Raw genomic sequence first — 24417 nt, 5'->3', positions numbered from 1 at the left:
TCCGAGTCTGCCTGATGGCAGACTTCTACGCTTAGAGACTCGGCTTCGCCCGGGAGGCGTCAGCCGACCTCCCTTCCAAGCCTGCGGCATTTTTGGCAGCACAATCGGCATCACAGAGATAAGGATTTACTATGGAATATTTTACAGCGGCTGTGGCATAATAGGAGAGGCCCACAGCGGGAAAGGCATAGGAGAAGCTTTGGGAAGGAAATAGGGGAAGAGAAGATAGGAGAATTTCTATGGAAAGCGTAAAAAAGTTTCTGAAACGAAAGGATATCATAATATCCGCAAAGCGCTATGGGATTGACGCCATGGGGGCGATGGCGCAGGGCTTGTTCTGCTCCCTCCTGATCGGTACGATCATCAATACCATCGGACTTCAGTTTGGCATAAAGGCTCTGAGCAAAACCATAGCCACGATAGCCGGGACGGAATATACCGTGGGAGGACTCGCGGCGGCAATGAGTGGTCCCGCAATGGCGGTGGCCATCGGTTACGCCCTGCACTGTCCGCCTCTCGTGCTTTTTTCCCTGATCACCGTCGGCTTTGCCTCCAATGCCCTGGGGGGTGCCGGAGGGCCTCTGGCAGTGCTTTTCGTCGCGATCCTCTCCGCCGAAATCGGGAAGGCCGTATCCAAGGAGACGAAGGTCGACATTCTCGTCACCCCCTGCCTCACCATCCTCTCAGGCATGCTGCTCTCCGCGTGGCTGGCACCTGCTCTGGGGAAGGCCGCCATGAAGCTCGGGGACATTATTATCTGGGGCACCGAGCTGCAGCCCTTTTTCATGGGAATGCTGGTTTCCCTTTCGGTGGGAATGGCGCTAACGCTCCCCATCTCCTCGGCGGCCATCTGCGCGGCCCTCGGGCTGACGGGACTTGCGGGGGGCGCAGCCCTGGCCGGCTGCTGCGCGCAGATGGTGGGCTTCGCCTTTATGTCTTTTCCGGAAAACGGCTGGGGAGGGCTGATCTCGCAGGGCCTTGGGACCTCCATGCTGCAGATGGGAAATATCGTAAAAAATCCAAGGATCTGGATCGCCCCCTGCCTGGTCTCTGTGATCACGGGCCCCATCGCGACCTGCATCTTCAAGCTCAGAATGAACGGAGCCGCCGTGTCCTCCGGGATGGGGACCTGCGGACTGGTAGGGCCGATCGGCGTCTATACCGGCTGGATCCAGGATATTTCCAATGGGGGAAAGACAGGGATCAGCGCCTTTGACTGGGCGGGCCTTCTTTTTATCTGCCTGATCCTCCCCGCGTTTCTCACCCCTCTTATCAATACACTCTGTATCCGCTTTGGCTGGGTGAAAAGGGGAGATATGAAGCTTTGAGGGCGGGATTTGATTCTGCCTTTGCCGCGTCGCTTTTCTGAGAAGGGGCCAGTCAGACAGGCCCCTTTTCGGAGAGGGGGAGGCCCTGTGAAGAAGGAAGCTCTGCAAAAAAGAGGGGAAGTTTTATGAAGAAGAGGGAAGGTTCTGTGAAGAAAAGGGAAAACTCCGAAAAGAAGGGAGATGCTTTGCGAAGATGAGAGAAGCTTCGTGAAAAAAGAGAGGTTTTGTCAAGGGGAGAGGAGCCCCGTGAGAATACAAAAAGTCCCGCAGCTCACAATAGATGCGGACTGCGGGACTTTTTCCCTTGCTGACAGTGCTTTCTTTCTTAGTTCATGGAGGAGACGGCCTTCGCGATGTGCGAGACCTTCCGGGAGGCATTGTTCGCCTTCAGAACGCCCTTGCTCCGCGCCATGCAGATCTTCTTCTGAGCGGTCTTCAGCATGAGCTCGGCGGTCTCCTTATCGCCGGCCTCCACCGCGGCATAGACCTTCTTGATGTAGGTCTTCACCTCGGAGCGGATGGACTTGTTTCTCTCGCTCCTTTTCGCGGCAACGAGAATCCTTTTCTTTGCAGACTTGATATTTGCCATTTTCAGCCACCTTTCAATCGGAATTTCGGTGATCCGGCCGACGCGGAGGATGGGAGCGCCGGGGTTCACAGCATCGGTAAAAGGCAAAGAAGATGCGCTTTACCGGGAGAGGTTTTCAAATATCTGGACACGGACAGTTTGAAAACAGAAAAACATCACAAGAGAATGCCATCCTGAAGCAGTGCTGTGGCAAAGACTTATGATATCCCAGATATCATATAAAAAAGGCCCTTCGCTGTCAATCCCTCCGAAGAGGCCCCGCGGCTTATTGTGAATGCCGTTTTTCCATGCTACTATAGGGGACAGGCTGTACGCTTATTCTTATAGTAAAGGGAGAGGGCAGAGATGTCGGCGCCGCGCCAGCGGTCCATTTCGTGCATCGTTCGTGGGATTCGGCGGCCGAGGCTTTGAGAGAAGAGCTTGACATACAGCTTCATTTCGCGCCGCTCGTGGGATTTGGCTTTGCCCTTGGAACAGAAAAGGCGGCCGGCGAAACAGGCGGTGCAGACAGCGGCATCGATGATTTGGCTTCGCCCGGGGCAGAAGAGACGGCGGAGATCGTCGGAGTCGGAGCATAGAGGAGAGAAGATGGCGAGTATCGAGCAGCAGAGGATCCGGAATTTTTGCATCATTGCCCACATTGACCACGGGAAATCCACCCTCGCGGACCGCATCCTGGAGATGACAGGCACTCTCACGGAGCGGGAAATGCAGGCCCAGGTCCTCGACAATATGGATATCGAGCGGGAGCGGGGAATCACGATTAAATCTCAGACCGCGCGAGTCATCTATCGGGCGAGGGACGGGAAGGAATATATCTTTAACCTCATCGATACGCCGGGTCATGTGGACTTTAATTACGAGGTATCCCGGGCTCTCGCAGCCTGCGACGGCGCGATCCTGGTCGTGGATGCGAGTCAGGGGATCCAGGCGCAGACGCTCGCGAACACCTATCTCGCGCTGGATCACGATCTCGAGATCCTGCCGGTCATCAACAAGATCGACCTCCCCTCCGCAGATCCCGAGAGAGCGGCGAGGGAGATTGAGGATGTGATCGGGATCGAGGCGATGGACGCCCCCCGCATCTCCGCAAAAACCGGAGAAAATGCGGAGGAGGTGCTGGAGGCCATCGTGAAGAAGCTCCCGGCTCCGGGAGGGGATGCGGAAAATCCCCTGCAGGCGCTGATCTTCGACTCTCTCTACGACTCCTACCGGGGTGTCATCATCTTTTGCAGGATCAAAGAGGGAAGTGTCCGGAAGGGGACCCCGATCCGCCTGATGGCGAGCGGGGCGGAGTTTTCTGTGACGGAGGTCGGCTACTTCGGGCCCGGCCGCTTCATCCCCTGCGAGGAGCTCTCGGCCGGCATGGTGGGATATCTCACGGCCTCCATCAAAAATATCCGGGATGCGCGGGTCGGGGACACCGTGACATCGGCACAGAGACCGGCGGTGAAGCCTCTCCCCGGCTATAAGAAAGTCCAGAGCATGGTTTTCTGCGGCATCTATCCCGCGGATACGACGAAGTACCCGGACCTTCGGGATGCCCTGGAGAAGCTTCAGCTTAACGACGCCGCGCTCCGCTATGAGCCGGAGACCTCGGCGGCGCTCGGCTTCGGCTTCCGCTGCGGCTTCCTGGGGCTTCTTCATCTCGATGTCATACAGGAGAGGCTGGAGAGGGAGTACGGCCTCGATCTCGTGACCACGGCTCCCTCCGTGGTCTACCATGTCTACAAGACGGACGGGAGCATGATTGAGCTCACCAACCCCTCGAATCTCCCGGATCCCTCGGAGATCGACCATATCGAGGAGCCGATCGTAAAGGCGGAGATCATGGTGACATCCGAGTTCATCGGGCCGATCATGAAGCTCTGCCAGGAGCGCCGGGGGATTTATCAGGAGACGGAATACATCGAGTCGACGAGAGCGGTGCTCCGATACGAGCTCCCCTTAAATGAGATCATCTATGACTTCTTCGACGCTCTGAAATCCAGAAGCCGCGGCTATGCGAGCTTTGATTACGAGCTCTCCTCTTACCGGACCGGAAAGATGGTGAAGCTGGACATCCTGGTGAATAAGCAGCAGATCGACGCGCTCTCCTTCATCGTCCACGCGGACTCCGCCTATGAGCGGGGGAAGAAGATGTGCGAGAAGCTGAAGAATGAGATTCCCCGACAGCTCTTTGAGATTCCGATCCAGGCGGCGATCGGCGGACATGTCCAGGCCAGGGAGACCATCAAGGCCCTCCGAAAGGATGTCCTCGCAAAGTGCTACGGCGGGGATGTCTCCCGGAAGAAAAAGCTTCTGGAAAAGCAAAAGGAGGGAAAAAAACGGATGCGGCAGTTTGGAAATGTCGAGATCCCGCAGAGCGCCTTTATGAGCGTACTAAAGCTGGACGAGTGAGGAGAGAGCGCGTTTTTTCCGGAGAGGAAGCTCTTTAAAGAGAGCGGAGCCTTCGCTCCCGGCTTGAAAATCAGGGCGCCCGGACTTATACTGTATAGGCCCATGCTGCGGAGCGGAAGCGCCCTGTCAAACGGCGGAAAAGCGGCGAAAGGGACAGAGCGGAGGCATCGGGCGATCTTTATTTTGGGATGAGAAAGGGGAGCGCTTATGGCCAGAAAGGATCTGGATTGGGAAAATATTGGCTTTGCCTACCGAAAGACTGATATGCGTTATCGTTCCAACTATCGGGACGGCGCGTGGGATGAGGGAGGACTCACCCCCGATGCCGACGTCGTCCTGAACGAATCCGCCGGGATTTTGCAGTATTGCCAGCAGGTTTTTGAGGGCCTGAAGGCCTATACCTGGGAGGATGGCTCCGTGGTCTGCTTCCGCCCGGATCTGAACGCGGAGAGGATGTACCACTCTGCGGAGTGGATGGAGATGCCGCCCTTCCCGAAGGAGCGCTTCCTCTCCGCCGTCGACGCCGTCGTCCGGGCCAATGCGGACTGGATCCCGCCCTATGGATCGGGCGCGAGTCTCTACATCCGCCCCTATGAGTTTGCGAGCGGCATCGTGATCGGCGTAAAGCCCGCGGAGGAGTATCAGTTTCGGATCTTTACCACGCCGGTCGGCCCCTATTATAAGGGAGGCGCGACGCCGATCTCCATCCAGGTCTCTGACTTTGACCGGGCGGCACCCCACGGAACCGGGGCGATCAAGGCGGGGCTGAACTACGCCATGAGTCTGCATGCCTCCGTGATCGCGCACCAGAATGGCTTCTCGGAGAATCTCTATCTGGACGCCGCGAGCCGGAGCTATGTCGAGGAGACCGGCGGCGCGAATGTCCTTTTTGTGGACCGGGAGAGAAAGCTCATCGTACCGAAATCCTCCTCGATCCTGCCATCCATTACCAGGAGGTCCCTGGTCTATGTGGCGGAGCACTACCTCCATCTGAAGGCGGAGGAGAGAGCGGTCCGATTCTCGGAGCTTCCGGATTTCATGGAATGCGGGCTCTGCGGAACGGCGGCGGTCATCTCTCCGGTCGGAAGGATCGTCGACCACGGAAGAGAGATCAATCTCCCGAGCGGCATGGAGCGGGCCGGCGAAGTGATCGGGGAGCTCTACCGGACTCTGAGCGACATCCAGCATGGAAGGCTCGAGGCCCCGGAGGGCTGGATCCGGAGGGTGATCGAATAAAGGCGGATCGAAGGCATCCGCGGCGAAAAAGCCGGGGGAGCCCGGAGCGGACGGACCGCCCTGCCATAGCGGCGGGGCGGTTTTTGGAGGGAAACCCTTGGCGGAGAGAGGAAGCGGAAAAAAGAAAGACAGACAGCAGTACCTTTTGCTCAATCAGGATCTGAAGGCGCAGAGCTACCGCCCCTTTTATCTCCTCTATGGGGAGGAGAGCTACTTAAAGACTTCCTATAAAAAGAGCTTTCGGAAGGCATTCGGCGGAAAAGACGGCATGAATTACAGCTATTTCGAGGGGAATGTCGAGCTCGACGAGCTTCTGTCCGTGCTGGAGACGCTCCCCTTCCTCGCGGAGGGACGCCTGGTGATTTTGGAGGACAGCGGCTTTTGCAGGCACTCCGCCCCCGAAAGACTCTGCGCCTATCTCCCCAAGATGCCAAAGAGCAGCCACCTCATGCTGATCGAGAAGGAGGTGGACAAGAGGAACCGCCTCTATAAGCTGCTGGATCAGGGAGGGCTCTGCTGTGAGCTGGCGGAGCAGGATGAGAGGGCCCTCTCCGCCTGGGCGGCGCGCATCCTGAAAAAGGAGGGAAAGAGAATCCGCCCCGCTACGATGGCGCTTCTTCTGGAGCGGACGGGAAAGAGCATGGAGCACATCCTGACAGAGCTCCAGAAGCTCTCTGCCTATCTGGGGGAGAGAGAGCTGGTCGAGGAGGAGGACCTTGATGCGATTCTCTCTCAGAATGCGGAGGACCGGGTCTTTGAGATGCTCTCAGAGCTCGGACGGGGGAACCGCGCGGGGGCGCTTTGCTGCTACCGGGAGCTCCTCGCAAGAGAGGAGGCGCCGATGAAAATCCTCGCGCTTTTCCGAAGGAGCTTTAACCAGCTTCTCCTTGCGAGGGAGTGTGTGGAAAAGGGGAAAAATGAGAGGGAGAGCGCGGGAATACTCGGGGTAAAGCCCTATATCGCGGGGAAGCTCATGGCGCAGGCGAGGCACAGCACGACGCAGGACTTAAAGGAGCGCCTCGCGCGCTGCCTCCGCTACGACGCCGCAATCAAAAGCGGGAAGCTCTCCGATCGAATGGCAGTGGAGCTTCTCCTCCTCTCATAGCCGCCTTTTCTGCCGCCATGTCGGGCCAACGCAGGACGCTCTCGCTCCGGCTGCCGCGACCAGCGGCGTGAGCGCAGAAGTCTGTCATCAGGTAGACTCGGAGCGTTCTTGACCACTTCTCGGAGAGAAGAGCCACCCGGGCGAAGCCGAGTCGCCGGGGCGGCAGACGGCCTGCTTATGGACCAGTAAAGCGGCAGGGCGGCAGACGGCCTGTGCACAGACGGACAAAGCAGCGGTGTGGCGTGGCGCTGCCGTCCCGGAGTCCGGCTGCGCGGCGGGGATCGCTCACAGATGCTTACAGCGGGACGGAAAGTTACAAACAGGATAGAAAGGAACGGAAGAGGACAGAAGGATGGACAGGATTTATCGAAGGATGTGCGGGCTTTCCCCCATACAGGAGGGGCAGAAGGAAGCGAAGCTCCTGGAGCTCTATCTCCACATCCCGTTTTGTGCGAGGAAGTGTAGCTACTGCGACTTTCTCTCCTTTTCCGTAAATGCGAGGGAGCACGCGCCTTATATCGGGAAGCTCTGCCAGGAGCTCTCGCTTTTTTCCAAAGCGGCATCAGATTATGAGATATCCAGCGTCTTTATCGGCGGGGGAACGCCCTCCGTGCTGGACCCGCATTTTATCGAAGCGCTTCTCCAGACGATCCGGGAGCACTATCATCTCCGGGACGACGCGGAGATCACGATCGAGGTGAATCCCGCCTCGACGCTTCGCTATAAATTCGCCTCCTACCTCCGCTCCGGCATCAACCGCCTCTCCATCGGCCTTCAATCCGCGAACAATGAGGAGCTTCATCGCCTCGGCCGGATTCACATCTTTGAGGACTTCCTGAAATGCTACCAGGGGGCCCGTCTGGAGGGATTTCAGAACATCAGCATTGATCTTATGAAGAATATCCCGGGGCAGACTCCTGCCTCCTGGAGAAAGAGCCTGAAAAATGTCATTATGCTGAAGCCCGAGCACCTCTCGCTCTATGACCTGATCGTGGAGGAGGGCACGCCCTTTTATGAGCTGGACCGAAAGGGAGAGCTCGAGCTTCCGGACGAGGATATGGAGGAGGAGATCGACGAAATCGCGAAGGAGCTCACGGAAAAGCACGGTTACTCGCGCTATGAGATCAGCAACTACGCGAGGCCGGGATATTTCTGTCGCCATAACTACGGCTACTGGTCCAATATCCCGTATCTCGGCTTTGGCCTGGGGGCCTCCTCCTGCTTTGAGGGGAGCCGCTGGCATAATCTCCGGGATCTTTCGGACTACCTCACCCTGGACCTCCGGAAGGATGCGGAGGCGGGGTGCCCGAAGCTCCGGGAGGAATACAAGAAGCTCTCCAGGCGGGACGAGATCAATGAATTTCTCTTTCTCGGACTTCGGCGTACCGCCGGTGTATCGGAGATCGACTTCGTCTCCCGCTTCTCGGTCGATCTCTTCAGCATCTTCGGGCCCAGCCTGAAGCGCTTCCTCCGCCAGGGTCTTCTCGTTAAGGAGAATGCCCGCTTCTATTTCACGGAGAGAGGCATGATGATCAGCAACATGCTCTTAAGCCAGCTCCTTCTGGAAGAGAATATCTGAGTCGGATCTGCGAATCTTTATCTCAGGTTACAACTTCGCATCTTCCTCTTACTTTTTGTTTTTTATGAGCTTTTACAATTTAAATTTCATCTGTCTCATAAAATAAAACAGATTCGCACACCTTACTCCAAAATGTGCCGCAACATCAGGAAGCTTTGCATTCCTGGACTTATTCTTGGGAGAAATTGGTCCTGCACTTGTCTCTTCTGTAATAATGACCGCCCCGGTATCCATGGCAACAGCAATTAACCACGGGTCCGCTATATCTCCTCTGGCCCAACTACGAAGAGCTCCCTCTCGATACAATCCACAATCTTTTATATAGTTGAGCACCCTGCCATAATTAGCGACAAAAGAGGGGGCTTTTATGGATAATGACTCAAATTCTTCAAGATTTCCAATCCATGAGGATAACTCATCTTCCATTTTTGAAACTTCAGAAACAACTACGTCCAATACAGCTACATTATCGAGCTTCAGCCTCTCTGCCAACTGATCCCAAAATCCTTGTGCAAAATCAAATGGGTAATAGAGCCTATGCGGTGTGATAAAGACATTCGCATCCAAAAGATATATTTCGGTCATCAAATACCACCCATCCTTTCTACAAGTTCATGAAAGGTCTTTCCGGTTGTATTTGTAAGGCGATAAACATCCTTATATTGAGTTCTTCCGCTCTGTGCGCTGGCATAGAGTGCTTGTATAAATCTGCGATCCCATTTTGTTCTGAGAGTGCGATAAAAATCTCCTCCACCAGATCCTTTATCCGGCTTCTGATCCTGAGTTGCCCTAAATTGTTTTTGAAATATTTTCAGCAATCCTTCATACTCTGCCTGGCCTATTTTGCATGTGTCTAAAGCTTTTCTCAGTAATACAAAGCGGCTGCAAATAAAACGCTTTCCCAACGCATTGATAATACTTTCTGCGTCTCCACTCTGCATAGACCAATCCGCAGAAAATAGAGAAGTCGGAACCAAAATCTCAGCGGCTACAGCATTGCAGAACTGCTCTTCCCTGCTTACCTTCTGAGATGTCCCATATCTGTCATTATAAAAATTATCTTGTCCTATCCAAACATGTACCAACTCATGCAGAAGAGAGAAGAGTCTCCCATTTACGCTGTCTTTGGAATTAATAAAGATCAAAGGCGCATACGGATCTATAAGAGTAAATGCCCTGAATTCCTTAACATTAAGTGTGCGATGAGTGCTATTGCCTACGACACCGTTCATCATGACCAGTACTCCGAGATTCATGATGGAATTTCGAAGGCTCTTAAATGCTTCTGCAGAACTTTTAAAATCATCAAACCAATTAAGGCTTAATTCCAATTCCGCTCGGATAGCGTTTGCAGTAATCGCCACGCCATCGCTTATCTTGGCACTGCCGACAAAAGGATAAGCGGAGATCCCGTTGTCCTTATTATATTCCGCCATCCATTCCTGGACATTGGACATAAGGTCGACGGTATCTATCAAATTCCTGCTCGGGTTTTGCACAGAAATACTGTCAACAGTACGGAAATCGACAATTTTACATTCATCAATCGGAGGCTCCTTTAAGAAAAAGAAACCGAAAGGAATGCTTATTTTTTTACTGACATCCTCAATTTGATTGAAAGTAGGCGCTTTTTCGCCAGAAATCCACTTAGCAATCATTTCAATTACAGAACTGCCTGCATTTCCCATTTGGGCCTTTTGCATTGCCCAATCAAGGATTGCAGGCTGAACATTTACGGAAACACCTGGCATTCTCAACACCTTCTTCCCTATCTTTTGTTCTTATTCTACTTTTTATACTTGACAAAGTCAAGAAAGAGTGGTATAGGGCTTTGCGCATAAAGAAGCATTGTCAGAAAAAAGTCGCTTGACGGATCGCCGCACTTTCGGCTACCCTTAGACGGACATCGTCTGTTCCGACCGACGAGAAGAGGAAGGAGAGGATATGAAAAAATATCAGATATCCGTTTTGACAGCGGCTTTGCTGCTTCTCTTTGCGGCGTTTCCGGCCTTGGCGGAGGAGGAAATCGCGAGAGTGGCGCCGGCGGCCGCCTCAGAGGTCTTTGAAGGAGAGGATAAGGGAGCGAATGTCCCGGAGGCCGCGGCCGCTCCGGCATTGCCTGATATCGGAAAGATAGCGGAAACCCCCATCGGCAATGTGCTGACGGAGGAATCGAAGCTGTATACGAGAGGGGAGAAGAAGGGCGTCTTCATGATCACCGGCTATTACGGCGATGGAAACACCTACTCCGGAAAACCCACAAAGAGCAATCACACCATTGCGGCGGACACAAGCGTCCTCCCTCTTGGGACCAAGATTTTCATCGGAAATACCGTCTATACGGTGGAGGATATCGGGAGCGGCGTGAAGGGACAGATGATCGACATCTATTTCGACAGCAGAGAGGAAGCGCTCGGCGTGACCTGGAACGGAAACCGATATGCGGAGGTCTTCCTCGCCGTTCCGAAGAAATAGAGCGGTACTTGAGTCTTCTCGAAGAGAAGTACCTCCCGGAGGGAGGTCGGCTGAAACCGCCCGGGCGAAGCCGAGTCTCAAGCGCAGAAGTCTGCCATCAGGCAGACTCGGAGCGTTCTTGACCACTTCTCGTAGAGAAGTGCCTCCCGGAGGGAGGTCGGCTGAAGCCACCCGGGCGAAGCCGAGTCTTCGGGGCGGCAGATGGACTGCTTACGGAGCGGCCGCCCGGCGGAAGAGGAATAGAGACTGATACAGCGGAATCGAGGAGAGAAGGAAAGAAGAGCGGGCCTGCCCCGCTTTTTTTTTTCTGAGAAAACTTGGATTTATGCTTGACATCCGGAAACGCGGATAGTATCATACTGCATAGATGTTAGCACTCCGATCAATAGAGTGCTAACAGGGAAGAGGCAAAGCGAGTGCTCAGAGTACTTCCTGGGAAAGGAGGGAGAGGATGACATTGGACGATCGAAAGCTTATTATTCTCACTGCGATCATCAAAAACTACCTCGAGACCGGAGAGCCGGTGGGCTCCAGAACCATCAGCAAATACTCCGGGCTGAATCTGAGCTCCGCGACGATCCGAAATGAGATGAGTGACCTGGAGGAGATGGGCTATATCCTGCAGCCGCATACCTCTGCCGGCCGGATTCCCTCCGACAAGGGCTATCGCTTCTACGTGGATCAGCTCATGCAGAAACAGGTGCGGGAGCTGGATGAGGTGAAGAGCAGCATGTTCCAGCGGGTGGACCGCCTGGAGACCGTCCTGAAATCCCTGGTCCGAAGCATCGCGGAGAATACTCACTACGCGGCGATGATCTCGGGGCCGAGCATACAGAGGAGACGGATCCGCTTCCTCCAGCTCTCCCTCGTGGACTCGCGGAGGCTGCTCCTCGTCGTCATGTTTGAGGGAAATATCGTGCGAACCGCGATGGTCCGGAGGGACGAGAGGGAGGAGCTCGATTTCAACACAGTGCTCTCTTTGAATCTTCTCCTGAATGATGAACTCTCCGGCCTTGGCGGCGATGACCTTACGGAGGGGAGATGCGCGAAGGTCTGCGCGAGATCCGGACTCCGCGGCACACTCCGGGCTGTTTTGAAAAGCCTTATCTCTATCCTGGACACGGACGGGGAGGAGAGGCAGATTTACACCTCCGGGGCGACGAATATCTTTAAGTATCCGGAGCTCACGGATTCGGAAAATGCGGAGCGGCTGATCGCCGCGCTCGAGAAAAAGGACGAGCTCCTGGAGCTTATGGAGGAGCCGGACTCAGAGTCCAAGGGACAGATACAGGTCTATATCGGAAAAGAATCTCCGCTTCGGGACATAGGAGACTGCTCCGTCGTCACCGCAAATTATGAGATTGGGAACGGCATGCGGGGCACGATCGGCGTGATCGGACCGAAGCGGATGGACTACGAAAAGGTTCTGGAGATCCTCACGAGGCTTATGAACGAGATGGATCAGGCTTTTCCCGGAAACGGATAGCGGGATAAGGAAGGGAAAGGACCGGAGCGCGAAAGAAGCGAGAAGGAGGACTTATGTCGGAGGATTGGAAGACGCCCGGAGAGGGCGGGAGCGGGACAGAAGAGAATGTAATCGAAGAGAGTGTAAAAGAAGAGAGAAAAGAGGAGAAAAAGAACGAGAACGCCTCGGAGCAAGGCGAAAGCGCGCCGGAAGAGCCGGGGGCGGAGCAGAGAGAGAAGGCAGAGGAAAAGCCGGAAGAGGAGGCGGAGAGAGAGTCAGGTGAGGAAGAAGGAGAGCGCGCTCCCGATTCAGAGCGAGCGGAGAACGAGCCGTCGGACGGAGCGGAAAATGAGCTTTTGAAAAAGCGCTATGAGAAGGAGCTGTCCGATTGGAAGGATAAATACACCAGGCTCTACGCGGAGTTTGATAATTACAGAAAGCGGACGGAGCGGGAGAAGTCCCGGATGTTCGAGCTCGGCGCAGGGGATGTCATAGAGAAGCTTCTTCCCATCGCGGACAATTTCGAGAGAGCATTGGACGCGCTCTCTGAAGGGGAGAAGGAAGAACCCTTTGAAAAGGGAGTAGACGGGATCTACCGCCAGCTCCGAAAGCTCTTCTCGGATCTCGACGTGAAGGAGATCGAGGCGGAGGGAAAGAAGTTCGATCCCGCGCTTCACAATGCCGTCATGGCGGACGAGGAGGGAGATGCGGAGGAAGGCACGATCACCGCGGACCTCCAAAAGGGCTATACCTTCCGGGGCTCGGTGATAAGGCACTCCATGGTAAAGGTGAAAAAATGAGAATAACTTTCTGTTGATTGCATCTCTATCTGTCGGGCAGCCGCTCCAACACAGGACGCTCTCGCTCCGACTGCCGCGGCCAGCGGCGCAAGCGCAGAAGTCTGCCATCAGGCAGACTCGGAGCGTTCTTGACCACTTCTCGTAGAGAAGTGCCTCCCGCAGGGAGGTCGGCTGAAGCCACCCGGGCGAAGCCGAGTCGCCGGGGCGGCAGACGGCCTGCTTATGGAGCGACTGCCCGGCAGATAAGGCGGTGAAGCAGAAAGGAATTGATACAGGCACTACAGGCACTCGGCAAGGAAAAGCCGTAAAAACCAAAGAGCTTAGAGAAACAGAAAAAAGACAGAGGAAAAAAGAAGAGACAGAAGGGAAAGAAAAAGCAGAGGAAGGCAGCAAGAAAGAAACAAGAGCAGTAAGAAGAGGCAGAGCCAGCAGGAAGAAGCAGCAGAACTAAAAGCATTAAGAAAACGAAGAGAAGCAGAACGAAGGAAGAGCAGCAAAAGAAAACGGATTCGAAGCGGAACCCGGAAGGATCCGGGGAAGAGCTTGGGAAAGGAAGAGGAAGCTATGGGAAAAATCATCGGAATTGATCTTGGAACGACAAACAGCTGTGTGGCAGTCATGGAGGGCGGAAAGCCCACGGTCATCCCCAACTCGGAGGGTATGAGAACGACCCCGTCCGTGGTGGCGTTTACGAAGAACGGGGAGCGTCTCGTGGGAGAGCCCGCGAAGCGTCAGGCCGTGACCAATGCGGAGAGGACGGTCTCCTCCATCAAGAGGCACATGGGGACAGATTATAAAGTATCGATTGACGGAAAGGATTATACGCCGCAGGAAATCTCTGCGATGATCCTTCAGAAGCTGAAGGCGGACGCAGAGGCCTATCTCGGAGAGAAGGTCACGGAGGCCGTCATCACCGTCCCGGCCTATTTCAACGACGCGCAGAGACAGGCGACGAAGGATGCGGGAAAGATCGCGGGACTGGATGTGAAGCGGATCATCAACGAGCCGACAGCGGCGGCGCTCGCCTACGGACTGGATGATGAGTCCGAGCAGAAGATCATGGTCTATGATCTCGGAGGAGGCACCTTCGATGTCTCCCTCATCGAGATCGGAGACGGCGTCATCGAGGTTCTCTCCACGAACGGGGACACGAGGCTCGGTGGAGACGACTACGACGAGCGGATCACGCAGTGGATGATCGACGAGTTCCGTAAGGCGGAGGGCGTGGATCTCTCGAAGGACAAGATGGCGCTCCAGAGACTGAAGGAGGCGGCGGAGAAGGCGAAGAAGGAGCTCTCCTCTGCGACGACGACGGAGATCAACCTGCCCTTCATCACTGCGACGGATGGAGGGCCGAAGCACCTCGACATGAACTTAAGCCGGGCGAAGTTTGAGGAGCTCACTGCGGATCTCACGGAGAGGACGGCGGTCCCCGTGCAGAACGCCCTGAAGGACGCCGGACTCACGTCCGCGGAGCTCTCCAAGGTCCTTTTGGTCGGCGGCTCCACCCGTATGCCCGTGGTGCAGGAGAAGGTGAAGAGGATCACCGGAAAGGAGCCCTCCAAGACCCTGAACCCGGACGAGTGCGTGGCTCTCGGCGCGGCGGTGCAGGGCGGAAAGCTCGCGGGAGATGAGGGAGCGGGCGATGTCCTTCTTCTGGATGTGACCCCGCTGACACTTTCCATCGAGACGCTCGGCGGTGTGGCGACTCCGCTCATCAAGAGGAATACCACCATCCCGACCAGAGCCTCCCAGATCTTCTCGACTGCGGCCGACAACCAGACCGCCGTGGATATCCATGTCGTACAGGGAGAGCGGGAGTTTGCGAGAGACAATAAGACTCTCGGACAGTTCCGCCTGGACGGCATTCTCCCGGCGCAGAGAGGCACGCCGCAGATCGAAGTGACCTTCGATATCGACGCAAACGGCATCGTCAATGTCTCGGCAAAGGACAAGGGAACCGGAAAGGAACAGCACATCACCATCACCTCCGGCTCGAATATGTCGAAGGATGATATCGATAAGGCTGTGAAGGAGGCCGCGCAGTACGAGGCGGCGGACAAGGAGAAGAAGGAGGCCATCGAGGTCAGAAACGGTGCGGACTCCATCGTCTTCCAGACGAAGAAGGCACTCGAGGACGTAGGGGACAAGATCTCCGAGTCCGACAAGTCCCAGGTGGAGGCGGATCTTAAGGCACTGGAGGATGTGCTCGCGGCAAATCCGCTCGAGGGCATCACGAAGGACGGCGCGGAGCGCATCAAGGCCGCGCAGGAGACGCTCATGAAGTCCTCTCAGGCGCTCTTTACGAAGGTCTATGAGAACGCGCAGCAGGCCGGTGGACAGGGCGCAAACGCGCAGGAGAGCGCTTCCTCGGAAAATATGGGCGAAGCGGGGTCCGATGCGAAGGATGACGGCGTCGTGGACGGGGACTTCAAGGAGGTCTGATCCCCGGATCCTTGGCGGGACGGAAAGGAAGAGGGGGCTTTGGAAAGGATGGATGCGTTCTTTTTCGCAAAAATCCCCGGAGCCCCCGAGAGTGACCTGGAGCAACTGCTCCGGGTCATAGGCATTTTGTGCTTTAGGAAAGACAGGAGACGATAAATGGCAGAGAAACGGGATTACTACGAGGTGCTCGGAGTAGAGAAGACGGCGGATGACGCTGCCATCAAGAGGGCCTACCGAAAGCTCGCAAAGAAATACCATCCGGACGCGAACCCGGGGGACCAGGGCGCTGCGGAGAAATTCCGGGAATGCTCTGAGGCCTACGCGGTTCTCTCCGACCCGGAAAAGAGGAAGGCTTACGATACCTATGGGCACGCGGCCTTTGACCCGAACTCCGCGGCGGGCGCGAGCACGGGCTTTGGCGGCTATGACTTCTCGAACATGGACTTCTCCGATATCTTCTCCGATTTCTTTGGAGCAGGCTTCGGAGGATTCAGCGGCTTTAGCGGGAGACAGCAGCAGAGGGGCAGCCGGCCCATGCGGGGGGATTCGCTCCGGGCGGGGCTTCGCATCAGCTTCGAGGAAGCGATCAAGGGCTGCGAGAAAAAGCTGAAGATCCGCAGCAAGGACAGCTGTCCGAACTGTCACGGCAGCGGCGCGAAGCCCGGCACGCAGCCGGAGACCTGTCCGCGCTGCAAGGGGAAGGGCCAGCTTGTGATGACGCAGCAGAGCTTTTTCGGCTCTGTGCAGCAGGTCGTCACCTGCCCGGAGTGCCATGGGAGCGGGAAAATCATTAAGGAAAAGTGCCCGGACTGCCGCGGCGAGGGCTATATCACGAAGGAGAAGGAGCTCTCCGTCAAGATCCCGGCGGGGATCGACGACGGACAGACCCTCCGACTCAGCGGAAGCGGCGACCCCGGGTTAAATGGCGGACCGAGAGGGGATCTCCTTGTGAACATCGCGGTGGGGCAGCATCCCTTCTTCAAGCGGCAGGGCACCAATATCTACTCCACGGAGGCCATCAGCTTCGCGAAGGCGGCGCTCGGCGGGAAGACCATCGTAAAGACCGTGGACGGGCCGGTGGAGCTCTCCATAAAGGCGGGGACACAGACCGATACCAGAGTCCGTCTGCGCGGAAAGGGCGTTCCGCATCTTCAGAGCCCCGGAGTCCGGGGGGATCAGTATGTCACACTGGTGGTATCGGTCCCGACGAAGCTGAACAAAAAGCAGCAGGAGGCGCTGAAAGCCTATGCGGAGGCGGTCGGGGAGACGGCATAGCACCAGCGATATGAGCTCCTTATTTCCGGGCGCAGACTCCGCCGAGCGGGCAGCGCCCGGGCCGGGGATGCGAATATCTGTTAGGAAGAAAGGGGAGTGGAGCAGACGGAAGGGATGAGAGAGATTTACCTGGACAATTCGGCGACGACCAGAGTCTTCCCCGAGGCGGCGAAGCTCGTAGAGCAGGCGATGCTCTCCGACTACGGCAATCCGTCCTCAAAGCACAGAAAGGGTCTGGAGGCGGAGCGTCTTTTCCGGAGGGCGAGAGAGCAGGTCGCAAAGACTCTCAGGGTGAAGCCGCGGGAGATCGTCTTTACCTCCGGAGGGACGGAATCGGATAATGCGGCGCTGATCGGCGCGGCGCTCGCAAAGAGGAGACAGGGAAAGCATATCATCAGCTCCAATGTGGAGCACGCGGCGGTCTATCAGACGCTTTCTTTCCTCGAGGAAGAGGGCTTTGAGATCAGCCTGCTTCCCGTGGACGAAAAGGGGCATATCTCCCTGGAGGAGCTTCGAAATGCGATCCGCCGGGACACTGTCCTCGTGAGCATCATGTATGTGAATAACGAGATCGGCGCTCTGGAGCCGATCGGAGAGATCGGGCGCATTATAAAAGAAGAAAATCCGGAGACGCTTTTTCACACGGATGCGATCCAGGCCTACGGAAAGTATGAGATTCGCCCGAAAAAAGAGAGGATCGACCTCCTCTCCGCGAGCGGGCATAAGCTCCACGGGCCGAAGGGGACGGGATTTCTCTATATCGACGAGCATGTCCGCATCCACCCCCTGATCCTCGGAGGAGGACAGCAGGAGGGGATGCGTTCCGGCACGCACAATGTCCCCGGCATCGCGGGCCTCGGCCTCGCCTCGGAGCTTTGCTACCGGGATCTCCCCGTCCGGGTGCAGCACCTCCGGGAGATGAAGGACCGGCTGATCGACGGGCTCCTCGCGCTCCCCGGGGTCAGAGTATACTCGGAAAAGGGGGAGGGCTCCGCGCCGCAGATCGTCTCCGCCTCCTTTGAGGGGGTGAGGGCGGAGGTTCTCCTCCATGCCCTGGAGGAGAGAGGGATCTCTGTGAGCTCCGGCTCCGCCTGCTCCTCGAATCACCCCGGGATCTCCGGCACGCTCCGCGCGATTTCCGTCCCGGAGAAACTTCTCGATTCGACGCTCCGCTTCTCCTTCGGCTTCTACAATGAGCCGGAGGATGTCGACGCGGTGCTCGCAGCCCTCTCGGAGCTTCTTCCGATCCTCCGCCGCTTCTCAAGGCGCTGATCCGACCGCTTCCGGCATACCTCGTTTTTCGGTATGCACTTTTCGGCATGCACGCCGTCCGATCCCTGGATCGGCGGCTTCCGGGAAAGCCAATCACCCGTTTGCCTTCAGTCCTCGAGGAAGAGCATGAGGAGACTCAGCGCGCACAGCGCCGCGGTCTCCGTTCGGAGGATGCGCTTTCCGAGGCTCAGGCATTCCATCCCGGCCGCCCTCGCCTCTGCGATCTCCTCCTCGGAGAAGCCGCCCTCCGGCCCGATGAAAGCCGCGATTTTCCGACGCCTATCCGGCGTCTTTTTTTCGTTCTCTGCCCCCGCTCCTGCTTCTGCTGGACGGGCGGCCTCTTTCCATGGCTTTCGGAGGCCCAGGAGGAGCTCCCTCGTCCGCTCCGCCCCCCTCGCATTTTCATAGAGGATCAGGCGGAGGGAGAAGCCCGGAAGCAGCGAGAGCGCGTCCTTCCAGCGCATCGGGAGCATGACCTCCGGGATGATCGAGCGCTTGGACTGCTTCGCGGCGGCCTCTGCGATCGCCTGCCAGCGCTGCCTCTTTGCGGCGGCCTTCCCCGGGTTCAGCCGGACGACCGTGTTCCGGCTTTCAAGAGGGATGATCCCCCGCACGCCGAGCTCCACCGCCTTTTGGAGGATGAGCTCCATCTTGTCGGATTTTGGGAGCCCCTGAAAGAGCCAGATGTCCGCCGGGAGCTCATGGATCTCCTCCCGAAAGCAGATCCTGAGAAGGATTTCCTCCTCCCCGAGCTCCGCCACTTCGCACTCGTAATCCGTCCCCTCCCCGTCGGAGATGAGAACCCGCTCTCCGGGGTGCGCCCTCAGCACATTCTTCAGATGTCTTAGATTCTCTCCCCGGAGCCGCACCTCCCTCTCCGAGATATCCGCTGCTTCCGCAAAAAAATGATGCAAAATTCCCTCCCCGCCGTCTTATACTACCGCTTTGCCGCCTGCCGCCCGGCCGGCAGGGCGGCAGCCTCATTGTCTACGTTGCCTATGATAGAGCATCCCCCGGGAAAAATCCATTGCCGGAAGAAAACTCTCTAATTCCCCGACTCTCCAAATCCGGCGCTCCGAATCCGCGCTCCGCCTCATCCCTCTCCGATATGAGAGGGTATTCGCCTTTCTATCTCCTTTCCTTCTTTTGGGGGTCGGACCCCGGACCCGGCCGAAGGAGGGAAGAGCATGGAAAGGGGGGGCATGCCCTCCGGCAGCCTTGACAGGGGGGAACGCCCTGTGGGAGAATGCAGGGAGTGAAGCATAAGCGCTGTGAAAGGCGGATACGCGGGAAGGGGCGGAGAAGAGATGGTCTGGAGGAAGTATACGATCCATACGACGGTATCGGCGGAGGAAATTCTGCTTTCGGAGCTCGCGGAGCTTGGCATCCTGGGGGCGGAGATCAGAGACCGCGTGCCGCTCTCCGAGTCCGAGAAAAAGGAGATGTTCATCGACATCCTCCCGGAGCTCGGGCCGGACGATGGGAGGGCGGAGCTTTGCTTTTATGTGGAGATTCTGCCGCATGATGAGAAGGAAAGACGTCTTTCAGAGCTGAAAAAGAGGCGGGAGGATCCCGGCGTGGACGCAAGCTACCTCCCAAACTCGGACAATCTCTATACGGAGGAGGAGATTTCTTCCTTACTCCGGGAGCTTCGCGATCGGATCGAGAGAATGAGGGCCTGCTGTGATATAGGGGAGGGCAGAATCGAAAGCTCCGAGACCGAGGACAGGGACTGGATCGACAGCTGGAAGAGCTTCTTTCATCCCTTCAGCGTGGACGACATCCTCATCAAGCCAAGCTGGGAGGAGCTTCCGCCGGAGGCGGAAGGGAAAACGGTGATTGAGATCGACCCGGGGACCGCCTTTGGGACCGGAAGACATGAGAGCACGCAGCTTTGTCTCCGCAGTCTGAAGAAATACTTAAGGCCCGGCATGCGGGTTCTGGATATCGGGACCGGCTCCGGCATCCTCGGGATCGCCGCGCTGAAGCTCGGCGCGGTATCGGTCGATGCCACGGACCTGGATGAGGCAGCGGCAGAGGCCGTGAGAGAAAATCTCCTCGCAAATCGTCTCTCCCGGGACCGCTTTCGCCTTCGCATCGGAAATGTCATCGGCCCGGAGGGACAGGAGCTTCGGAAGGAGCTCGGCTTTTCCTGCTTTGACATCGTCCTCGCCAATATCCTGGCGCCGGTCATTATCCTCCTCAGCGGGATCGCCGGAGATTTCCTGAAGCCGGGCGGCGTCTTTCTCTGCTCCGGCATCCTGAGGGAGCGGGAAGAAGAGGTTCTCTTCGCCTTCCGGGAGAGAGAAGCGCTCTGGGAAATCCTTTCGATCACCCATCAGGGCGAGTGGAGCGGCATCGCGGTCGGGAAAAAGGCAGCGGAAGACTTTTGCCTTTTGCAGACTCATCAACATCAACCACGGTGAACCTGATGTCTGGGATCTAATCGGATGATCTTATAATAGCCGGCTTCGATTACGACATGGATCCGGAAAGTATCCGTTACTCCATAATGGTAGATTTGCATGCCCCTGTAGGTATCGTTGCTGTCCGGTTTTCTGGAAAAGGCCTTATCCACTTGAGTAACGGTCATATGTGATACTTTATCTAAAAAGGCCTGAAACTGTTTTATGTTTTCAGGCTTCAGATTTTTAAAGGAGTAACCATTCTCCAAGGGGTACTTAAAGCACAACTCGAAGGGCACCTCTCTATTTTGTTTTTGCGTTAATTTTGCCATCGCTAATCGCCGCTGTAGATGGATTTATAGTAAGACGCCATGGTATCCGGAGAGATAACGACGGTACATCTTTCGTCCGGCTCATAACCTCGTCTTGCCTCTATCCACGGTAACTCTCTGTGAGTCAGTGTCTCAAGCGCATTTCCCGTATTCTCTCCGTACGTATCCCACACATCATTCAAAAGTGCTTCATCTTCCGGGGCTATTCTTAATCTCACCGTCCCTTTAATTTTAATGGGATCATAAGCAAAGGACTTGAATCGTTCCCAAAGTGCCGGTGAAACTGGACCATGAATCCAGGCCTGATAATCAGTATCTTCTAAACGATATCCCTTAAGGGCATAACACCAAGCCTGAGCATAATAGCATAACTTCTGAAGCTTTTTATGGGTCATTTCTCCTTTTGAAAGGAACCAGTTGGCAATGTCAAAGACGGAATATTTGCCGGTGTTTTCCGGACTGACATCAGGCATTTCCTTGGTCGACAGCAGGACATAATTCGGCGTATCGGTGGAAACCGCCGAAGTGACATAAGGATAGTATGCGTTATTGCAAGTACCTGCTGTGGTATTAGGTCTGATATTTTGTGCCTCGTTCATAAACGACTTCCTCTTCTCCGTTGTGGATTGTGATTTCTTCATTATCGAAAGAACGATCGTGACGCCATCCTTCAAAACGAATGCGGTTTTGGAGAGCAGTCTGCCCATCCGGCAGAGCTGCTCTTATGACAAGCCCTTCCGTTGAAAAATAATCGGATCCGCCGATTACACTTTCCAGCAGACATCTCCTGACGGCATAAGCACCGTTGATCTCATTTAATAAAAAAGGTTTGCTGAAGAGCAGCTCATCGTTGATATCGTCATAAAGCTGCTTTATGATCTTATACTGTTCTTGCGTAGGTTTTTTTATCCGGAGGCCTAATTCATTTTGGGCCTCTCTTCGGTTGATGGTATAATCATGACTGCCGGATTCGCTGCAAAGGAAGGCGATTATTTTTTTGATTTTTTCCGGATCCGTGACTTGATTTTGAAGCAGCTGTTTTGCCATCATCTGTATTTGGGCTTTCGAACGATAGACCTCTCCTAAAACCAAAGGGTGGACAAAATCCGTAAGCTTTTCGAAGATACTTGCCAAAGATCCGTTGTCGGTAATGGATAGTTCATTCTTCGCGAATTCCAAGTAGCCTTTTACCGCTTCAACGCTTACCGGGTAGATACGGTCATCCGCTAGTCTTGGATTTAAAGGGGTATGGAGACTCGGATCAATCGGGCCGAGGGTGGCCTGCTTGGTCATGACGATTTCATTGGCGCCAAGGCTTATGATAGTACCGGAGCTATGTGCTTTATGAGGAACAATGACCTGTAAACTGTCGCAATATATGCGCAGAAGATTTACTATATTTCTCGCCGCAGAGGTATCTCCGCCCCGAGTATAGAGATACAGGGAAATCTTTTTGCAGGGACCGATTTTATCGAGGTGATCGATGAAGTAATCGATGACGTCCGGAGAGATCTGGGCACTCATATAGGGACGATCACTGGTTATGTAGGCCAAGATCTTACTGTTAAACTGTTCCTCTAATTGCTTGTATAAAGCGACCCGTTTGCTGTACATCCATTCTTTCCTCCCCGCGGGCTCAGGCTCCCTTTCTTTTCATTATTTATTATACATGGATTCCCACAGATGTAAAATGCGAAAGCACTGCCCTTTCTCTTTTCTTTAAAAATTCCTAACAAATATTAAACAATAAGTCGACACCCACGGTGGATTGAGTTTATAAATGCCCGTAATCACCCCCGGAGGGGGATAAATCGAGCCGGATTTTTCGGAAATCTTCCGTTTGCGGAAAGGAAAAGGAGACGGAGGGAAAATAATTCTTGTAATATTCTTAAAATATGGTAAAATCGAGGCGAAGATCGGGGCTTTCCCCGTTTATGACGCGCGTCCATCGCCCGTTTCCTTTCGAAACGGGGTTGAAGTCCTGCCAGATCTTTCCAAATAAGTATTCCCGCGAGGGAGAAGAGAGGTAAAGAGCGATGAAAAGGAGAAAAGCACTGGGAGTGCTGGCGGGTCTTGCCGCCGGGGCGCTGTACTTCTCCGCTTCAGGCATAATGAGCTATGCCTTGCCCGGCTGGGACAATTCCAGCGGGGAGTGGAAGTACAACAACGCCCGGGAAGAGAGCATGACAAATGTCTGGCGTCAGTCCGGACCGCGCTGGTACTACCTGGGGTCAGATGGGAAGCTGCTGAAAGACTCGCTTCTCAGCTGGCAGAATGATACCTATTACCTGGATAAGGACGGCGTCATGGCTGTGAACCAGTGGGTTCATATCAGCGGCGAGCAGAGTTCGGACCAGGGCAGCTTCGCGGAGGGCTGGTACTACTTCGGGCCCACCGGAAAGTCCTACCGGAAGGTGGGGGACAAGTTCAAGAAGGTCATCGACGGCAAGAACTATGCCTTTAATGAGGATGGTCTCATGCTCACCGGATGGCTGGATGAGAACGGCGGAATCGTGGACGGCGACGACCCCTTCGTACAGGGAGTTTACTATGGGGGAGACGACGGGGCTTTGGTCACGGACGGCTGGTACCATTACGCGGACAAGCTGGTCCCCTTCACAGGCTCCGATACGAAGAGCCAGCTCGTAGACCGGGACTACTATCAGTATAAGGATATGTGGTTCTACTTCGACGAGAAGGGCAAGAAGGTCGCGAGCACAGACGGAAAGATCAAGGAGAAGACGGTCAAGGGAATCACCTACGGCTTCGATGAGAACGGTGTCATGGATCCGTGGTGGGGCTCTGTCGCATCGGTCAGCACACTCCGCCGCTCCAATCCGACGAGTGATGTGCCGGTGAAGTTCTACTCCGGCTACAACGGCGGGGAGCTTTTCAAGGATCGCTGGTTCTGGATGTATCCCTCCGAGCAGCTTGATGAGCAGGACTATCAGGATCAGGAGAGCAGCTGGTGGAGAGCCGGAAGCAACGGAAAGGTCCTCCGGAACAAGATTTTCAACATCAACGGAAAGCGCTACGCCTTCGACGGCATCGGCCGAATGAAGACGGGCTTCGTCCTCTTCGACAAGAGGAGAGAGTTCGTGGCGCAGTACGACGTGGACAGCTGGGAATCGGAGAACTTCATCAACGGCGACCTCTACGGTATCGAGAGAGCGGATCTCTACTTCTTCAATGTCGACGAGTGGAACGACGGTTCCATGCAGACCGGGAAGAATATCAAGATCAAGCTGGATGACGGCGAGCATACCTTCGGCTTTGCCGCAAACGGAAAGGCTTACGGAAACCGCAATATCCTCGAGAAGGTCGGAAACCGCTACTATATCAACGGACTTCTGTTCCAGGCAAATCCGGAGTACCGCTATGGTGTGGTCAAGGTCTCGAATTCGGAGTACCGGGTAATCAACAGCGCCGGAAACCTCATGAAGGGGACCCGGAAAGCGCTCAGCCTGGGAGAGGGAGAATATCTCCTCATCGTAGACGACAAGCTGGTCGGATATGCGACGGATCAGTCGAGAGCTCCGAAGTGGATGAAGGGCGATCGCGGAGAGGGCTTCTACGGCTACAACGAGAATCAGACGGATCATTACGCCGGAGGATATCTCGCGGGAGCGGGAAGCACGACGGATCTTTCCTATCTGCCGGAGGAGATGAAGCTGAACTTCAAGGATGAGTAGGGAGGCTTCCGACTCTAAG

General features: G+C 55.5%; 22 protein-coding genes and 1 pseudogene. 16 read left to right on the top strand and 7 right to left on the bottom strand.

From position 1 onward, the window contains the following. Positions 1 to 214, top strand: a pseudogene (locus HMPREF1986_RS13355) (hypothetical protein); the annotation flags it as partial. Between the two features lie 25 nt (positions 215 to 239). Further along, positions 240 to 1328: a PTS transporter subunit IIC gene (locus HMPREF1986_RS03435; protein WP_021773372.1), complete on the top strand. Its 1089-nt coding sequence runs from the start codon at positions 240 to 242 to the stop codon at positions 1326 to 1328. 325 nt (positions 1329 to 1653) lie between these two features. On the opposite strand, the gene rpsT is transcribed toward HMPREF1986_RS03435, so the two are convergent. Next, the gene (gene rpsT / locus HMPREF1986_RS03430; protein WP_036599125.1) at positions 1654 to 1917 is read right to left on the bottom strand and encodes a 30S ribosomal protein S20; all 264 of its coding nucleotides are present in this window, start codon (positions 1915 to 1917) and stop codon (positions 1654 to 1656) included. Between the two features lie 407 nt (positions 1918 to 2324). Between rpsT and HMPREF1986_RS13085 the strand changes: the two genes are divergently transcribed. From HMPREF1986_RS13085 to hemW, 5 genes are all read left to right on the top strand, one after another. Beyond that, positions 2325 to 2495, top strand: a complete 171-nt coding sequence (locus HMPREF1986_RS13085) for a hypothetical protein (protein WP_155978756.1) — start codon at positions 2325 to 2327, stop codon at positions 2493 to 2495. 10 nt (positions 2496 to 2505) lie between these two features. Next, positions 2506 to 4317 carry a translation elongation factor 4 gene (gene lepA / locus HMPREF1986_RS03425; RefSeq protein WP_021773368.1) on the top strand — a complete coding sequence of 604 codons (1812 nt, stop codon included), beginning with the start codon at positions 2506 to 2508 and terminating at the stop codon, positions 4315 to 4317. A gap of 207 nt (positions 4318 to 4524) precedes the next feature. Beyond that, on the top strand, positions 4525 to 5553 hold the full coding sequence (locus HMPREF1986_RS03420) for a branched-chain amino acid aminotransferase (RefSeq protein WP_021773366.1): 1029 nt from the start codon (positions 4525 to 4527) through the stop codon (positions 5551 to 5553). A gap of 97 nt (positions 5554 to 5650) precedes the next feature. After that, complete coding sequence (holA, locus tag HMPREF1986_RS03415) at positions 5651 to 6658, top strand: DNA polymerase III subunit delta (protein ID WP_021773365.1); 1008 nt, start codon at positions 5651 to 5653, stop codon at positions 6656 to 6658. 352 nt (positions 6659 to 7010) lie between these two features. Further along, on the top strand, positions 7011 to 8237 hold the full coding sequence (gene hemW / locus HMPREF1986_RS03410) for a radical SAM family heme chaperone HemW (protein ID WP_021773364.1): 1227 nt from the start codon (positions 7011 to 7013) through the stop codon (positions 8235 to 8237). 72 nt (positions 8238 to 8309) lie between these two features. Here hemW and HMPREF1986_RS03405 read toward each other — a convergent pair whose 3' ends face one another. Further along, positions 8310 to 8822 (bottom strand): DUF4411 family protein, encoded by a 513-nt coding sequence (locus HMPREF1986_RS03405; protein WP_021773363.1) that lies wholly within the window; start codon positions 8820 to 8822, stop codon positions 8310 to 8312. Further along, positions 8822 to 9988 carry an ImmA/IrrE family metallo-endopeptidase gene (locus tag HMPREF1986_RS03400; protein ID WP_021773362.1) on the bottom strand — a complete coding sequence of 389 codons (1167 nt, stop codon included), beginning with the start codon at positions 9986 to 9988 and terminating at the stop codon, positions 8822 to 8824. Before HMPREF1986_RS03400 ends, HMPREF1986_RS03405 begins: the two co-directional genes overlap by 1 nt. 193 nt (positions 9989 to 10181) lie before the next feature. Here HMPREF1986_RS03400 and HMPREF1986_RS03395 point away from each other — a divergent pair, with 193 nt between their 5' ends. From HMPREF1986_RS03395 to HMPREF1986_RS03365, 7 genes are all read left to right on the top strand, one after another. Then, a complete protein-coding gene (locus HMPREF1986_RS03395; protein WP_021773361.1) occupies positions 10182 to 10712 on the top strand; it encodes a 3D domain-containing protein in 531 nt (176 codons plus the stop codon). A 451-nt stretch (positions 10713 to 11163) separates the two neighbouring features. After that, positions 11164 to 12198, top strand: coding sequence for a heat-inducible transcriptional repressor HrcA (gene hrcA, locus HMPREF1986_RS03390; RefSeq protein WP_021773359.1), 1035 nt, complete (start codon positions 11164 to 11166; stop codon positions 12196 to 12198). Positions 12199 to 12251: 53 nt separating this feature from the next. After that, complete coding sequence (gene grpE / locus HMPREF1986_RS03385; protein ID WP_021773358.1) at positions 12252 to 12977, top strand: nucleotide exchange factor GrpE; 726 nt, start codon at positions 12252 to 12254, stop codon at positions 12975 to 12977. 250 nt (positions 12978 to 13227) lie between these two features. Further along, complete coding sequence (locus HMPREF1986_RS03380) at positions 13228 to 13428, top strand: hypothetical protein (protein WP_021773357.1); 201 nt, start codon at positions 13228 to 13230, stop codon at positions 13426 to 13428. Between the two features lie 113 nt (positions 13429 to 13541). After that, complete coding sequence (dnaK, locus tag HMPREF1986_RS03375) at positions 13542 to 15422, top strand: molecular chaperone DnaK (RefSeq protein WP_036599120.1); 1881 nt, start codon at positions 13542 to 13544, stop codon at positions 15420 to 15422. Between the two features lie 156 nt (positions 15423 to 15578). After that, on the top strand, positions 15579 to 16697 hold the full coding sequence (dnaJ, locus tag HMPREF1986_RS03370) for a molecular chaperone DnaJ (RefSeq protein ID WP_009213652.1): 1119 nt from the start codon (positions 15579 to 15581) through the stop codon (positions 16695 to 16697). A 114-nt stretch (positions 16698 to 16811) separates the two neighbouring features. After that, positions 16812 to 17969, top strand: a complete 1158-nt coding sequence (locus tag HMPREF1986_RS03365; RefSeq protein WP_036599182.1) for a cysteine desulfurase family protein — start codon at positions 16812 to 16814, stop codon at positions 17967 to 17969. Positions 17970 to 18076: 107 nt separating this feature from the next. Here HMPREF1986_RS03365 and HMPREF1986_RS03360 read toward each other — a convergent pair whose 3' ends face one another. Then, on the bottom strand, positions 18077 to 18883 hold the full coding sequence (locus HMPREF1986_RS03360; protein WP_021773355.1) for a 16S rRNA (uracil(1498)-N(3))-methyltransferase: 807 nt from the start codon (positions 18881 to 18883) through the stop codon (positions 18077 to 18079). A gap of 393 nt (positions 18884 to 19276) precedes the next feature. Between HMPREF1986_RS03360 and HMPREF1986_RS03350 the strand changes: the two genes are divergently transcribed. Continuing rightward, entirely contained in the window at positions 19277 to 20395 is a 1119-nt protein-coding gene (locus tag HMPREF1986_RS03350; RefSeq protein ID WP_081688429.1) for a 50S ribosomal protein L11 methyltransferase, read from the top strand. On the opposite strand, the gene HMPREF1986_RS13250 is transcribed toward HMPREF1986_RS03350, so the two are convergent. Genes HMPREF1986_RS13250 through HMPREF1986_RS03335 form a run of 3 tightly spaced genes read right to left on the bottom strand, consistent with a single transcriptional unit; the run spans position 20383 to position 22320 of the window. Further along, on the bottom strand, positions 20383 to 20706 hold the full coding sequence (locus HMPREF1986_RS13250; protein ID WP_009213657.1) for an MAG6450 family protein: 324 nt from the start codon (positions 20704 to 20706) through the stop codon (positions 20383 to 20385). The genes HMPREF1986_RS03350 and HMPREF1986_RS13250 overlap by 13 nt on opposite strands. 2 nt (positions 20707 to 20708) lie before the next feature. Then, positions 20709 to 21305 carry a Panacea domain-containing protein gene (locus HMPREF1986_RS03340; RefSeq protein ID WP_196806096.1) on the bottom strand — a complete coding sequence of 199 codons (597 nt, stop codon included), beginning with the start codon at positions 21303 to 21305 and terminating at the stop codon, positions 20709 to 20711. Then, on the bottom strand, positions 21277 to 22320 hold the full coding sequence (locus tag HMPREF1986_RS03335) for an SDH family Clp fold serine proteinase (protein WP_021773352.1): 1044 nt from the start codon (positions 22318 to 22320) through the stop codon (positions 21277 to 21279). The genes HMPREF1986_RS03340 and HMPREF1986_RS03335 overlap by 29 nt, the downstream gene beginning before the upstream one ends. 422 nt (positions 22321 to 22742) lie before the next feature. Here HMPREF1986_RS03335 and HMPREF1986_RS03330 point away from each other — a divergent pair, with 422 nt between their 5' ends. Then, a complete protein-coding gene (locus HMPREF1986_RS03330; protein WP_021773350.1) occupies positions 22743 to 24398 on the top strand; it encodes a cell wall-binding repeat protein in 1656 nt (551 codons plus the stop codon). The last annotated feature ends 19 nt before the right edge of the window (positions 24399 to 24417 follow it).

The sequence above is a fragment of the Oribacterium sp. oral taxon 078 str. F0263 genome, from assembly GCF_000469565.1.
Taxonomy (GTDB): Bacteria; Bacillota; Clostridia; order Lachnospirales; family Lachnospiraceae; genus Oribacterium.
This window is presented reverse-complemented; position numbering and strand designations above follow the sequence as displayed.

Excerpts from the sequence above, each read along its gene's own strand:
- HMPREF1986_RS03435 (WP_021773372.1), top strand. The coding sequence starts at position 240 with ATGGAAAGCGTAAAAAAGTTTCTGAAACGAAAGGATATCATAATATCC.
- rpsT (WP_036599125.1), bottom strand. The coding sequence starts at position 1,917 with ATGGCAAATATCAAGTCTGCAAAGAAAAGGATTCTCGTTGCCGCGAAA.
- lepA (WP_021773368.1), top strand. The coding sequence starts at position 2,506 with ATGGCGAGTATCGAGCAGCAGAGGATCCGGAATTTTTGCATCATTGCC.
- HMPREF1986_RS03420 (WP_021773366.1), top strand. The coding sequence starts at position 4,525 with ATGGCCAGAAAGGATCTGGATTGGGAAAATATTGGCTTTGCCTACCGA.
- hemW (WP_021773364.1), top strand. The coding sequence starts at position 7,011 with ATGGACAGGATTTATCGAAGGATGTGCGGGCTTTCCCCCATACAGGAG.
- HMPREF1986_RS03405 (WP_021773363.1), bottom strand. The coding sequence starts at position 8,822 with ATGACCGAAATATATCTTTTGGATGCGAATGTCTTTATCACACCGCAT.
- HMPREF1986_RS03400 (WP_021773362.1), bottom strand. The coding sequence starts at position 9,988 with ATGCCAGGTGTTTCCGTAAATGTTCAGCCTGCAATCCTTGATTGGGCA.
- HMPREF1986_RS03395 (WP_021773361.1), top strand. The coding sequence starts at position 10,182 with ATGAAAAAATATCAGATATCCGTTTTGACAGCGGCTTTGCTGCTTCTC.
- hrcA (WP_021773359.1), top strand. The coding sequence starts at position 11,164 with ATGACATTGGACGATCGAAAGCTTATTATTCTCACTGCGATCATCAAA.
- grpE (WP_021773358.1), top strand. The coding sequence starts at position 12,252 with ATGTCGGAGGATTGGAAGACGCCCGGAGAGGGCGGGAGCGGGACAGAA.
- dnaK (WP_036599120.1), top strand. The coding sequence starts at position 13,542 with ATGGGAAAAATCATCGGAATTGATCTTGGAACGACAAACAGCTGTGTG.
- dnaJ (WP_009213652.1), top strand. The coding sequence starts at position 15,579 with ATGGCAGAGAAACGGGATTACTACGAGGTGCTCGGAGTAGAGAAGACG.
- HMPREF1986_RS03365 (WP_036599182.1), top strand. The coding sequence starts at position 16,812 with ATGAGAGAGATTTACCTGGACAATTCGGCGACGACCAGAGTCTTCCCC.
- HMPREF1986_RS03350 (WP_081688429.1), top strand. The coding sequence starts at position 19,277 with ATGGTCTGGAGGAAGTATACGATCCATACGACGGTATCGGCGGAGGAA.
- HMPREF1986_RS13250 (WP_009213657.1), bottom strand. The coding sequence starts at position 20,706 with ATGGCAAAATTAACGCAAAAACAAAATAGAGAGGTGCCCTTCGAGTTG.
- HMPREF1986_RS03340 (WP_196806096.1), bottom strand. The coding sequence starts at position 21,305 with ATGAACGAGGCACAAAATATCAGACCTAATACCACAGCAGGTACTTGC.
- HMPREF1986_RS03335 (WP_021773352.1), bottom strand. The coding sequence starts at position 22,320 with ATGTACAGCAAACGGGTCGCTTTATACAAGCAATTAGAGGAACAGTTT.
- HMPREF1986_RS03330 (WP_021773350.1), top strand. The coding sequence starts at position 22,743 with ATGAAAAGGAGAAAAGCACTGGGAGTGCTGGCGGGTCTTGCCGCCGGG.